Genomic DNA, 12210 nt, shown 5'->3' on the forward strand with positions numbered 1-12210 from the left:
GCCGTCACCACCCGAAGAGGCCCTTGGGCCGTACAAGTATAACTATCAGATATATGGCGAACACTGCGACGTATTTGACGACCGCGGCGATGTAGAATCCGGAGAAAGACTCTACAAGGCCGATGAGCAGGGCGGCGGCCAGGGCCCCCGGGATGCTGCCGAAGCCGCCGAGCGCGACGACGACGAACGCGATGAGGCTGAAGAGTGCGCCGACCTCCGGATGGACGGCGAGGTATGTGGTCATAAGCCCGCCCGCGACGCCGACACAGGCTCCGCCGATGCCGAATACGAGCAGGTAGATTTTTTCAGTGTCTATGCCCATCAGCTCAGCCGCTTCCTTGTCCATCGCGGTGGCCTGTATAGCCCAGCCGAGGCGCGTTTTCTTGATGAGCCAGTAGAGCGCGGCGAGTATCACGAGCGCGAATATCCCGGTGACGAGCTGCGGTACTGATACTATGGCGCCTCCGATTTCAAACGTCTTGCCGTCAAGCATCGTGCCCGAGAGGAGACGGAAATTCGGGGAGAAGCGGTTCATGCAGAAATTCTTCAAAAGCATCGAAAGGCCGAACGTAGCGAGCAGCGGAGCCATAGCCGCTTTGCCGAGGCTGTGCTTTATGACGAATTTATACGTCAGGGCTCCCATGACGAACAGGAATATGCCGGATGCGATCCAAGTGAACAGCGGGTCGAGCCCGAGGATGAATCCGAGCCAGTAGCAGACGTACATCGCCACCATGAGGAATTCGCCGTGGGCGAAGTTGATTACGTCCATGACGCCCCATATCATGCTGAGTCCGGCGGCGACGAGAGCGTAAAGGAGACCGCTCAATATACCATCTATAAGGACCTGCAGAAAACTGCTCATGCAAAGACCTCCTTACTGCTTCTAAAAAGGGCGGGGCATCGGGAATGCCCCGCCCGCTTCATGTGTTTTTGTTTTTCGATAGATGATTGTGTTTGGACGGCTTTATCTCTTGTCCCACGGGGTCATCGGGAACGTGGGCTCGGCATCTTTGTACTTAAGCGGGAATACGGTGTTGTACTTCTGGCTCTCAAGCTGCGTTATGACGGAGAGGGCCTTTATATTCTGGCCGTCCTCGCCGAATTTGACGGAGCCGGAGAGCGACATCACCGACGGGAACTCTTCGGTCTTTAGAACCTGGAGGACTTTTTCGGTATCGGGGCCGCCGGCCTTCTCTATCGCCTGCGCGAGGACCATGAGCATGACGGCTTCCTGGATGGAGTCGCTGTCGAACGGCTGGTTGGATCTCGGCGTGTAGTACTTGTCCTGGATCTTTATGGCTTCAGGCATGAATTTCGCGGCGAGTTCCGGCGAGTAGCCCATGCCGCCCATGAAGAAGTTGCCGTCGTCAGCAAGCTCCTTCTGCACCGCCGGGTTCTGGTAGCCCGTGCAGTAGTTGAGGGCGATCTTCGGCAGCCAGTTGAGCTGCTTCATCGTGCGGACCCAGAGCGAATAGTCGCCGCCGAGAGCCGCGCCGAACACCGCGTCGGGGTTGGCGGCCTTAAGCTTCTGGACTTCGCTGTTGAGGTTCGTGGCGCCGTTGTTGAACGGTACATCCGCAACGACTTCGAGGTTGATCTTCGCGGCGGCCTTTTTCGCTTCCGCGGCGGCATGCTTGCCGAACTCGGTGTTCTCATAGATGAGGCCCATCGTCTTTATGCCGGCGTTCTTTTCTTTGTTGAGATAGTCGATGTAGTCTACGAACTCTACCGACTCTATGGCGTCGGTCGGAGCGTGGCGGAAGAAATATTTGTAGCCGCGCTCTGTGAGTTCAGCGGAGCTCGAGCATCCGCAGAGGAATATTTTCTTCGCGCGTTCGGCGACGGCGCTCGCGGGCTTCGTAGCGGCGCTGTTGTAGCATCCGATTATCGCGAAAACTTTTTCCTGGTTATAAAGACGCTCGGCCTCCGACTTGGCGACGTCGGGCTTGCCCTGGTGGTCGGCCTGGACTATCTTGATGACGTACTTTCCGCCGAGAAGTCCTTCGCCCGCGGCAAGAGGCGCGTTGATTTCGGGGTTGGCTTCGTTGATGAAGTCAGCCGCGGCAAGGACGGAGTTGATACAGTTCTGCCCGGAGACGGCGGCGGGACCGGTCAGCGGGAACAGGGCGCCTATCTTGATCTCTTCGGCTGCGAAAGCCGAAGTGGCTAAAAAGGCGGCACAAAAAACGGACATAGCAACAGTTACAGCACGCTTCTTCATGAACACTTTACCTCCTTACAATATGAGCGAAGAAATAAAAATTTTGCTCTGGCTAATATTATACTATTTTATTTATTATCGTCAATTTCCGGTTATGCGTATTTCCTAACCTTAAATTATTGACTTTTACCGATTCAAACGCTATATTATGAGCAACTTGGTGGACAATTCCACTTAACAAATATCAAATAAACATCTCAAGGAGGATGTCGTCATATGATTTTCCATGCAGAGGCCATAATCACTCCGCGTGAGGGAGTCCTCGACACACAGGGCAAAGCCGTTGAAAAAACGCTTACGCATCTCGGCTATAAGGGGCTTGAAGAAGTCCGTGTCGGACGCATCGTGACGATGCGCATCGACGCCGAAAGCGGCGACGCGGCGGCGGAGGCCGTGAAGAATATGTGCCAGGATCTGCTGGCCAACGACCTTATAGAGACCTATAAGATATCGGTGCGGGAAGCTTAAGATGAAGACAGCCGTCGTCGTTTTTCCAGGGAGCAACTGCGACCGCGACGTTCAGCGCGCAGTCTCCGAGACCTTAAAGACATCGGTCGAGATGGTCTGGCACGAGGAGACTAAGTTCGCCTCTGAACCAGACCTCGTCATCCTTCCAGGCGGCTTCTCCTACGGCGACTATCTGCGCTCAGGCGCGATGGCCGCGCGCTCGCCCATAATCGCGGCGGTAAAGGAGCACGCCGCGGCCGGCAAGCTCCTGCTCGGCATATGCAACGGTTTCCAGGTGCTTACGGAGACGAAGCTGCTTCCTGGAGCCCTCCTTACCAACACGACCACCACATTTATATGTAAGAGATCATACATCCGAGTGGAACAAACGGATAACTTTTTCACATACGGGCTCAAAAAGGGAGAAGTCGTACAGTATCCCATAGCCCACCACGAAGGACTGTATTTCCTGCCGCCCGCCGAACTCGAAGAACTTGAGAAGGCGGGCCGCGTCGTTTTCCGCTACGCCGACCCAAATACCGGGGAGGCCGGCGCTCAGTACGCGCCCAACGGCTCGCTGAACGGCATAGCGGGAATATGCAACGAAAAAGGCAACATCCTCGGCCTTATGCCGCACCCCGAGCGCGCCACGGTTTCGCATCTGAACGGCGGCACGGACGGCGCGGCGTTCTGGCTTTCTATCGCGCGCGGTTTCGCAGAAAGGAGCGCTTGCTGATGGGTTTCCGCGAAGTCGGGCTTTCTGAGTCCGAATATAAGAGAATACAGGAGCTGCTCGGGCGCGAGCCGAACGACCTCGAACTCGAGCTCATCGGCGTAATGTGGTCCGAGCACTGCAGCTATAAATCCACCCGCCCGCTGCTGCGCACCTTCCCGTCCAAGGGCAAGTACGTGCTTCAGGGACAGGGCGAGAACGCAGGCGTCGTAGACATGGGCGAGGGCTGGGGCTTCGCCTTCAAGGTCGAGAGCCACAACCATCCTTCGGCTGTAGCGCCGTTCCAAGGCGCGGCGACTGGGGTCGGCGGCATCATCCGCGACATCATCGCGATGGGCGCGCGCCCGTCCGTGTCGATGGACGGACTTTTCTTCGGCGACGCTTCGCTGCGCAAGACGCAGAACCTCGCCAAGGGCATCGTCGAAGGCATAGGCTCTTACGGCAACTCGGTCGGCGTCCCCGTCGTCGGCGGCAAGACCTTCTATTCGCCGTGCTACAACGACAACCCGCTCGTAAACGCTTTCAGCGCCGGCTTCGTCCGCCTCGACAAGATGGCGAGCTCGCAGACCGCAAAGCCGGGAGACTACGCGGTGCTGCTCGGCTCGAAGACCGGACGCGACGGCATAGCGGGCGCCTCTTTCGCGTCGCGCGAGCTCGACGAGGACGCGCGCGCGAGCAAGCCGCAGATTCAGATAGGCGACCCGTTTGAGGAAAAACTGCTGATAGAGTGCTGCATGGACCTGCTCGACAAGAACCTTATCGCGTCGATGCAGGACATGGGCGCGGCTGGAATTCTCTCGTCGTCGAGCGAGATAGCCCACAAGAGCGGCTGCGGCATAAACATCCAGGTCGAGAAAATCCCGCTCCGCGAGGCCGATATGCAGCCGTGGGAGATATTCCTTTCAGAGTCGCAGGAGCGTATGCTCCTTATCGTCGAAGAAGAAAAGCTCGCGCCGGTTTTCGACATGGCTAAACATTACGGACTAGACTGCGCGATAGTCGGCGAGATGACTGACACCAGACGCTACCGCGTCTACAAGAACGGCGCGCTCGAAGCCGACCTTCCTACCTCCATACTCGGCGACACGCCGGAGATACACTGGCCCTCCGAAGAACCCAGGGATCTGCCGGAGCGTCAGGCGCTCGACCTTTCGACGCTGAAATGCGGCGACGCCGGCGAAGAGCTGCTCGCGATGCTCTCCTGCCCGAACGGACGCAGGAAGAACGCTATTTGGGAACAGTACGACTCTATGGTGCAGCTCCACACGATAGCCGGCCCGGGAGAACCGGCGGCGATAGTCGAGGTCCCGCAGACGGAGCGCGCCTGCGTGCTCACGATGGAGGCCGAGCCTTACAAGTGCTGGACCGATCCTTACACCGGAGCCGCCGAGGCGATGGCGCTCTCGCTGCGCGGGATATGGCTCACCGGGGCCGACGCGCTCGGCATGACGAACTGCCTTAATTTCGCCTCGCCGGAGTTCCCCGAGAAATTCTACGAACTCAAGGAATGCCTGCGCGGTCTCGCCGACACATGCCGCGCTCTCGACTGCCCCGTCGTTTCCGGCAACGTCAGCCTTTACAACGAAACGGCGAACGACAGGATATATCCGACGCCGCTCGTCGTGACGGCCGGCCTCGCGGTGGAACGCGACAAGACGGTACGCGCCGGAAAAACCGAGCCCGGAGACCTCCTCTACCTCGTCGGGCCGAAGGAAGGCTCGCTCGGAGCGACGCGCTATCAGGAGGCCAAGAACGGCAGGCCGCTCGGCAAGACTGTGGCGCCCGACTGCGAAGCAGAGAAGAAATTCCGCGACGCGGCGCTCGCAACGGCTCACGGCCAGCTTGCGAAGTCGGGCCGCGTAGTCGCCGGAGGCGGGCTCGCAACTACGCTCGCCAACGAAGCGATAGCTTCGGGAACGGGCATGAAGCTTGCGCTCGCCCCGGAAACATCGCTCGAGGCGCTGCTCTTCTCCGAGGGCGGCCCGCGCGCGGTATACTCCGTAGCGCCCGAGAATGCCGCTGCGTTTGAGAAGACATGGGAAAGCCTCGGCTGCGCCAAGATAGGCGAAGCCGGCGGTGATTCCTTCGAATGGCAGGGAATAATGAACCTGCCGCTCGCGAAGCTGACCGCGGCGTTCACGGGGGAAAATTAAAGTATGTGCGGAGTTTTCGGGGCTTACAGCACGAAAGGGAGCCCCGTACTTGAAGACATATATCTCGGCCTCTGCGCGCTCCAACACAGGGGCCAGCTCTCCGCCGGCGTCGCGTGGACAGATGACGGAACGGTACGCATCAAAAAAGGACTCGGCCTCGTCCACGAGGCCCTGTCGCAGAACGAGCTCGCGAAAATAGACGCTCACGCCGCGATAGGCCACGTCCGCTACGCGACGGCGGGCGGGACGCGCCCCGAGAACTGTCAGCCGCTCGGCGCGGACTACGCGCAGGGCCCGATAGCTATCGCGCACAACGGCAACTTGACAAACGCGCGCGCACTCGCGGCTTACCTCGCCTACAAGGGCGCAATATTCCAGACCACCTGCGACTCTGAGACGATACTGCAGCTCATCGCGCATCAGCCGGGCGCGGTGCCTCTTGAAGCGCTGGAGACTGCACTCTCGAAAGTTGAGGGAGCTTACAGCCTCGTCGTCCTCCTGAACGACTGCCTTATCGCGGCGCGCGACCCGTGGGGCTTCCGTCCGCTCGCAATCGGCAGGCGCGGCGAAGACTATTTCGTTTCTTCAGAGTCCTGCGCTTTCGACATAATCGGCGCGGAGATGGTGCGCGACGTCGAACCGGGCGAGATACTGGTGATAGACAAGCGCGGCATAATTTCGCGCAAACGGCCTCCGAAGCCGCGCCATTACAGATGCGCTTTCGAATACGTATATTTCGCGCGTCCCGACAGCGTCATAGACGGGCGCTCGGTATACAGGACGCGCAAGGAGCTCGGCGCAACGCTCGCGCGCTGCGGCGGCTGCCCGAAGAACGCCGTCGTCGCCGGGATGCCGGACAGCGGAACTCTAGCCGCCATAGGCCTCGCGGAAGAGGCGGGGGCGGATTTCGAGGCCGGCGTCGTGCGCAACCGCTACGTAGGCCGCACATTCATACAGCCGACACAGCGCGTGCGCGAGGCCGGCGTCAAGATAAAGCTCAATCCGCAGCCGGGGATATTCGACGGCAGGGAGGCGGTCATAGTAGACGACAGCCTCGTGCGCGGCACGACCGCGGGACGCATAGTTTCCATGATACGCGGCAGCGGCGCGGCAAAGGTCCACATGCGCATAGCTTCGCCGCCGGTGCGCTTCCCGTGCTATTACGGCATCGACACGCCGACCTCCGCCGAGCTGATGGCGGCGCAGATGTCAGTGCCGGAGCTTTGCCGCAAAATCGACGCGGACTCGCTGGAATATATAAGCTGCGACGAGCTTTGCCGCGCGATAGGTCTTCCGAAGGACGAGCTCTGCACGGCCTGCTTCGACGGCGATTATCTCGAGGAAGAAGAAAAGAACGATCTTCTTGGATTTTAATGCATCCGGGGCTGCGGTCCCGGAAATAATATTTTAACGGAGGAAATATAAATGAATCTCACGAAGAAAGATTTCATCTACGAAGGCAAGGCAAAGAGGCTTTACACGACCGAGGACCCGAAGTACGTCATAGTCGAGTACAAGGACAGCTTCACGGCCTTCAACGGGCAGAAGAAGGCGACCATGAGCGGCAAGGGCGTCCTCAACAACAAGATATCCTCAAAGCTTTTTAAGCTTCTCGCCGACAACGGAGTCGAGTCGCACTTCGTCGAGCAGATAGACGACACACACCAGCTCGTCAAGCGCGTTCAGATCGTACCGCTTGAGGTCATCGTCCGCAACATCACGACCGGCTCGCTCTGCAAGCGCCTCGGCGTGAAAGAAGGCATGGAGCTTCCGCGCCCGCTCTTCGAGATGTGCTACAAGGACGACGCCCTCGGCGACCCGTTCATCATCGAGGACCACGCGCTGCTCTTCGGCTGGGCCACAAAAGAAGAACTCGACAAGATTAAGGAGACCTCGCTCCGCGTCAACTCGATACTCAAGGACTACTTCGCGAAGCTCGGCGTCGTGCTTGTGGACTTCAAGCTCGAGTTCGGCAAGGACTGCGACGGCAACCTCATCCTCGCCGACGAGATATCGCCGGACACCTGCCGCTTCTGGGACAAGTCGACCGGCGACCACCTCGACAAAGACCGCTTCCGCAAGGACCTCGGCAACGTGCTCGGCGCTTACGAGGAGATATGGAGAAGGATATCCGCGTAAGATAATATGAGCGGTATTTTCGGCGCTTACAGCGTCAAGAACAAAACGGTACTCGAAGAGATCTATCTCGGCCTATACGCGCTTCAGCACCGCGGACAGGAGTCGGCGGGCATAGCTTGGGCGCGCGGCGGGCACGCGGCCTCGGCGCGCGGCTTCGGGCTTCTCCACAATGCGATAGACCAGCACAAACTCTCGCTTGAGGAGGCGAACTGCGCGATAGGCCACGTCCGCTACGTGCCGCTTGAAAGCCAGCAGCTCCACAACGTGCTGCCGGTCTGCGCGAACTACGCGCGCGGCCCGATAGCGATAGCCCATGACGGCCTCATTACCAACGTCGGCGAGCTGAAGTCGCAGCTCGAGGCGCGCGGCGCGATATTCCAGTCCGCGACGAACTCCGAAGCGATACTGCACATGGTAGCGCAGAAGTCGCACATGGAGCCGGTCGACGCCATCGTAGACGCTCTGAAGCGCCTCGAGGGCTCCTATGCGATAGCCGTCCTGCTCGAGGACGCGCTCGTCGCGGCGCGCGACCCCTACGGCTTCAAGCCGCTCGTTCTCGGCGAACGCGACGGAACGTACTACGCGGCCTCCGAATCATGCGCGCTCGACATCGTCGGAGCAAAGCTGCTGCGCGACGTAGAGCCCGGCGAGATAGTGATAATAGACAGACGCGGCATGAAAAGCCTGCGCGTCCGTCACGAACGCCCCTCACGCTGTATGCACTGCTCGTTCGAGTACGTCTACACGGCGCGCCCGGACAGCATAATCGACGGGCGCTCGGTCTACGAGGCGCGCAAGGAGATGGGCCGCCGTCTCGCGCTGAAGGCGCCGTGCGCGAACGCAGACCTCGTCGCCGGAATGCCGGACAGCGGCACGATAGCGGCGATAGGCTACGCGCAGGCTGCCGGAGCGCCGTTTGAGATGGCGGTCGTACGCAACCGCTACGTCGGGCGCACTTTCATACAGCCTACGCAGAAAGTGCGCGAGCTAGGCGTCAAGATAAAGCTTAACCCGATAGCGGAGCTTTTCAGAGACAGGCGCGCCGTCATAGTCGACGACTCGATAGTCCGCGGTACGACGGCGGAACGCATCGTAACGATGATAAGAAGCTGCGGCGCGGGCGAGGTGCATCTGCGCATAGCCTCGCCGCCCGTGCTCCACCCCTGCCGCTACGGCATCGACACGCGCAAGGAGGAGACCCTCGCAGCGGTGCGCATGACTCTCACGGAGCTCTGCCGCAAGGTCGGCGCGGACTCGCTCGATTATCTGACCGAGGAAGACCTCGTCGCCGCGATCGGTCTGCCGGAGGACCGTCTCTGCACGGCCTGCTTCAGCGGCAAATATCTCGAAAAATATTAAGGAGGAACTCTGTTGGGCAAGCTCAGCTACGAGAAATCAGGAGTAAGCATCTCAGGCGGCGACGCGTGGGTCGAGACGATAAAGTCCCTCCTCGCCAAGCATCCCAAGGATAAAAACTGCGTCGGCGGAGTCGGCGGCTTCGCCGGCCTTTACAGAATAGGCGGCGGCAAATGCCTCGCAGGCTGCACCGACGGCGTAGGCACGAAGCTCGAGCTCGCTAAGGCGACCGGCCTCTACCGCGGCCTCGGGCAGGACCTCGTCGCGATGAACGTCAACGACCTCGTCACGGTAGGCGCGCGCCCGCTGTTCTTCCTCGACTACGCCGCATGCGGCAGACTCGACGAAAAAATACTCGCCCCGATAGTCGACGGCGTGATAAGCGCCTGCGAGGAAAGCCTCTGCGCGCTGCTCGGCGGCGAAACGGCGGAGATGCCCGGCGTCTACGCACCGGACGGCTTCGACCTCGCCGGATTCGCGGTCGGCATAGTGGACGAAGACAAAATAATCGACGGCGGCGACATCCAGGAAGGAAACCTGCTCGTCGGCATTGAAAGCTCCGGCATACACAGCAACGGCTACAGCCTCGTGCGCAGCGCGCTCGGCAAAGACGGTTTGAACGTAGCTCTCGACTCCACGCCTGAAGGCTGGGACGAAACGGTAGCCGAAGCAGTCATGCGTCCGACGCGCCTCTACGTCAAGGCGGCGCTCGCCGCTATAGAGACGGGAGTCGTGCGCGGCATGGCCCACATCACTGGCGGCGGCATGTACGGCAACGTCATCCGCGTCATCCCGAAACACCTCGACATCAACGTCGACTTCTGCTCGTGGAAGCGCCCGAAGGTGTTCGACCTCGTGCAGAGCGCCGGAATCGACGAGGAAGAGATGCGCAAGGTATTCAACCTCGGCATCGGCTTCGTATTCATAATAGACCCGAAAGACCTGAAAACGCTCGAAGAAGCTCTAGAAAAGCTCGGCGAGCATCCGGCCGTCATCGGCGAGGTCATCAAATGCAGCGCGCCCCGCGAATAGCGATACTCATATCCGGCACGGGCACCAACATGCACGCCATCCTCAACGCTATAAGGGACGGCGAGCTGGAGGCCGTGCCGGCCTTCGTCGGCAGCGACAACTCGGCGGCGAAAGGGCTGAAGACGGCGGCGGAGCTCGGAGTGCCGACGCGCGTCTTCTCATACAAGAATTTAGGCAAAGCCGATGCGGAAGAGGCTATAGCCCTCGCAGTGGAAGAGGCCGGAGCGGACTGGATAGTCCTAGCCGGCTTCATGCGCATACTCTCGCCGGAGTTCGTGCGCCGCTTCGCGGGACGCATCATAAACATACATCCCGCGCTGCTGCCCCTCTTCCCCGGCGCGCACGGCATCCGCGACGCATGGGACGCCGGCGTGCCTGAGACCGGCGTGACAGTCCACATAGTGGACGAAGAAGTCGACCACGGCCCGATACTCGCCCAGGAAAAGGTCAGACGCGAGCCGGACGACACGATAGAAACGCTCGAGGCGAAGATACACGCCGTCGAGCACAAGCTTTATAAAAAAACGCTGAAAGAATTTTTTGAAAAGAATCCCGCAAACCCGAAATGGAGGCTTGGAATGTTGGAAACTAAAAAAGCGCTTATCTCAGTATGGGACAAGACCGGAGCGCTCGAACTCGCCAAAGGTCTCGCCGCCCACGGATACGAGATAGTATCAAGCTCCGGCACGGCGAAATATCTTGAAGAGGGCGGCGTCAAGGTCACAGAAGTCGTAGACCTCACCGGCGTACCCGCGATACTCGGCGGCAGGGTCAAAACGCTCCACCCGACGATAATGGGCGGCATACTCGCCAGACGCGGCCTCGCGCAGGACGACGAAGACCGTGCGAAATTCAACATCCCTCTCATCGACGTAGTCGTCTGCACGCTCTATCCGTTCGAACAAACCGCGAAAAGCGGAGCCGATCTCGACCAGCTCATAGAAAAAATAGACATAGGCGGTGTATCGCTCATCCGCGCGGCTGCGAAGAACTACTACCACGTGGCCGTAGTGACCGACATCGCGGACTACGCACGCGTGCTCGAAGAGCTTGAGCAGAAGCAGGAATTCACGCTCGAATTCAAACAGGAGCTCGCGCTCAAAGCATTCCGAGCAACATCCTCCTACGACGCGGTGATATACCGCGGCCTCTGCCGCGAGCTCGGCGTCGAAGAGAAAGTCTCAGACGACAAAATCATCCCGCTCCGTATGGAGCAGGAGCTCCGTTACGGCGAAAACCCGCACCAGAAGGCCGCGCTCTTCATGCCTCCGCTCGAACATCGCCCGTTCGAGCAGCTCTCCGGCAAAGAGCTCTCCTTCAACAACCTGCTCGACCTCGACACGCTGCTGCGCGGCTGCTCCGTGTTCCAGGACGTATGCGCCTGCACCATAGTCAAGCACACGACGCCGTGCGGCACGGCCTACGGCTCGACGCCGCTTGAAGCCTTCAGAAAGGCTCTCGCATGCGACCCGGTGTCGGCATTCGGCGGAATAATCGGCCTCACCCGCGCAGTGGACATGGAAACGGCTGAGGCGATAACGGAAACCTTCTTTGAAATCGTCGCAGCGCCCGGCTTCGAAGAGGGCGTCGCGGAATACTTCGCCGAAAAGAAACACAACCTCCGCGTCCTCAAGATACTCCCCGGCTACGCGCCGAAATTCCAGATTTCCGCCAACCGCTGCGGCTGGCTCATAGAAGAGGACAAGCTCCCAGCGCTTCCGAAAGAAACCGAAGGAACCTGGCACGGCACGCCGCGCCCAGAGCTCTGGGACGACATAGTATTCGCCTGGAAAACAGCCGCGATAACCAAGAGCAACGCGATAGTCCTCGTAAAGGACGGCGCGGCCGTCGGAATCGGAGGCGGCTTTACGAACCGCGTAGACGCGGCCGAATACGCGATAAAGATGGCGAAAGGCAAGGCCGAAGGCTCCGTCATGGCCTCAGACGCATTCTTCCCCTTCCCCGACTCGATAGAGCTCGCCGCGAAGGCCGGAGTCCGCGCCGTCATCGAACCGGGCGGATCAATACGCGACGAAGAAGTATTCAAAAAAGCCGAAGAACTCGGCCTCAGCCTGTTCGTCGGCGGCAGCCGCACCTTCCGCCATTAAAGGACATGGAGTGAAAGC

The 12210-nt window shown here is 59.8% G+C and carries 10 protein-coding genes; 8 read left to right on the forward strand and 2 right to left on the reverse strand.

Features of this window, described 5'->3' with window-relative positions; all coding sequences use genetic code 11:
• Positions 1-4 precede the first annotated feature (4 nt).
• Together B5F39_RS10895 and B5F39_RS10900 are read right to left on the reverse strand one after the other, a co-directional pair.
• Entirely contained in the window at positions 5-865 is an 861-nt protein-coding gene (locus tag B5F39_RS10895; RefSeq protein WP_087367330.1) for a branched-chain amino acid ABC transporter permease, read from the reverse strand.
• A 102-nt stretch (positions 866-967) separates the two neighbouring features.
• Positions 968-2224 carry an ABC transporter substrate-binding protein gene (locus B5F39_RS10900; RefSeq protein ID WP_087367333.1) on the reverse strand — a complete coding sequence of 419 codons (1257 nt, stop codon included), beginning with the start codon at positions 2222-2224 and terminating at the stop codon, positions 968-970.
• A 216-nt stretch (positions 2225-2440) separates the two neighbouring features.
• On the opposite strand from B5F39_RS10900, the gene purS reads away from it, so the two are divergent.
• From purS to purH, 8 genes are read left to right on the forward strand one after another with little or no spacing between them, the layout of a single operon-like run.
• A complete protein-coding gene (gene purS / locus B5F39_RS10905) occupies positions 2441-2692 on the forward strand; it encodes a phosphoribosylformylglycinamidine synthase subunit PurS (RefSeq protein ID WP_087367335.1) in 252 nt (83 codons plus the stop codon).
• Between the two features lies 1 nt (position 2693).
• On the forward strand, positions 2694-3407 hold the full coding sequence (gene purQ / locus B5F39_RS10910) for a phosphoribosylformylglycinamidine synthase subunit PurQ (RefSeq protein ID WP_087367338.1): 714 nt from the start codon (positions 2694-2696) through the stop codon (positions 3405-3407).
• Positions 3407-5557, forward strand: a complete 2151-nt coding sequence (purL, locus tag B5F39_RS10915; RefSeq protein ID WP_087367341.1) for a phosphoribosylformylglycinamidine synthase subunit PurL — start codon at positions 3407-3409, stop codon at positions 5555-5557. Before purQ ends, purL begins: the two co-directional genes overlap by 1 nt.
• Positions 5558-5560: 3 nt before the next feature.
• Positions 5561-6931: an amidophosphoribosyltransferase gene (gene purF, locus B5F39_RS10920; RefSeq protein ID WP_087367344.1), complete on the forward strand. Its 1371-nt coding sequence runs from the start codon at positions 5561-5563 to the stop codon at positions 6929-6931.
• Positions 6932-6982: 51 nt separating this feature from the next.
• Entirely contained in the window at positions 6983-7696 is a 714-nt protein-coding gene (gene purC / locus B5F39_RS10925) for a phosphoribosylaminoimidazolesuccinocarboxamide synthase (protein WP_087367347.1), read from the forward strand.
• 6 nt (positions 7697-7702) lie between these two features.
• Positions 7703-9055, forward strand: coding sequence for an amidophosphoribosyltransferase (gene purF / locus B5F39_RS10930; protein WP_087367349.1), 1353 nt, complete (start codon positions 7703-7705; stop codon positions 9053-9055).
• 12 nt (positions 9056-9067) lie between these two features.
• A complete protein-coding gene (gene purM / locus B5F39_RS10935; RefSeq protein WP_087367352.1) occupies positions 9068-10084 on the forward strand; it encodes a phosphoribosylformylglycinamidine cyclo-ligase in 1017 nt (338 codons plus the stop codon).
• Positions 10063-12192, forward strand: a complete 2130-nt coding sequence (gene purH, locus B5F39_RS10940; RefSeq protein WP_087367355.1) for a bifunctional phosphoribosylaminoimidazolecarboxamide formyltransferase/IMP cyclohydrolase — start codon at positions 10063-10065, stop codon at positions 12190-12192. Before purM ends, purH begins: the two co-directional genes overlap by 22 nt.
• Positions 12193-12210 lie beyond the last annotated feature (18 nt).

This window comes from Cloacibacillus sp. An23, assembly GCF_002159945.1.
GTDB lineage: Bacteria > Synergistota > Synergistia > Synergistales > Synergistaceae > Caccocola.

Excerpts from the sequence above, each read along its gene's own strand:
- B5F39_RS10895 (WP_087367330.1), bottom strand. The coding sequence starts at position 865 with ATGAGCAGTTTTCTGCAGGTCCTTATAGATGGTATATTGAGCGGTCTC.
- B5F39_RS10900 (WP_087367333.1), bottom strand. The coding sequence starts at position 2,224 with ATGAAGAAGCGTGCTGTAACTGTTGCTATGTCCGTTTTTTGTGCCGCC.
- purS (WP_087367335.1), top strand. The coding sequence starts at position 2,441 with ATGATTTTCCATGCAGAGGCCATAATCACTCCGCGTGAGGGAGTCCTC.
- purQ (WP_087367338.1), top strand. The coding sequence starts at position 2,694 with ATGAAGACAGCCGTCGTCGTTTTTCCAGGGAGCAACTGCGACCGCGAC.
- purL (WP_087367341.1), top strand. The coding sequence starts at position 3,407 with ATGGGTTTCCGCGAAGTCGGGCTTTCTGAGTCCGAATATAAGAGAATA.
- purF (WP_087367344.1), top strand. The coding sequence starts at position 5,561 with ATGTGCGGAGTTTTCGGGGCTTACAGCACGAAAGGGAGCCCCGTACTT.
- purC (WP_087367347.1), top strand. The coding sequence starts at position 6,983 with ATGAATCTCACGAAGAAAGATTTCATCTACGAAGGCAAGGCAAAGAGG.
- purF (WP_087367349.1), top strand. The coding sequence starts at position 7,703 with ATGAGCGGTATTTTCGGCGCTTACAGCGTCAAGAACAAAACGGTACTC.
- purH (WP_087367355.1), top strand. The coding sequence starts at position 10,063 with ATGCAGCGCGCCCCGCGAATAGCGATACTCATATCCGGCACGGGCACC.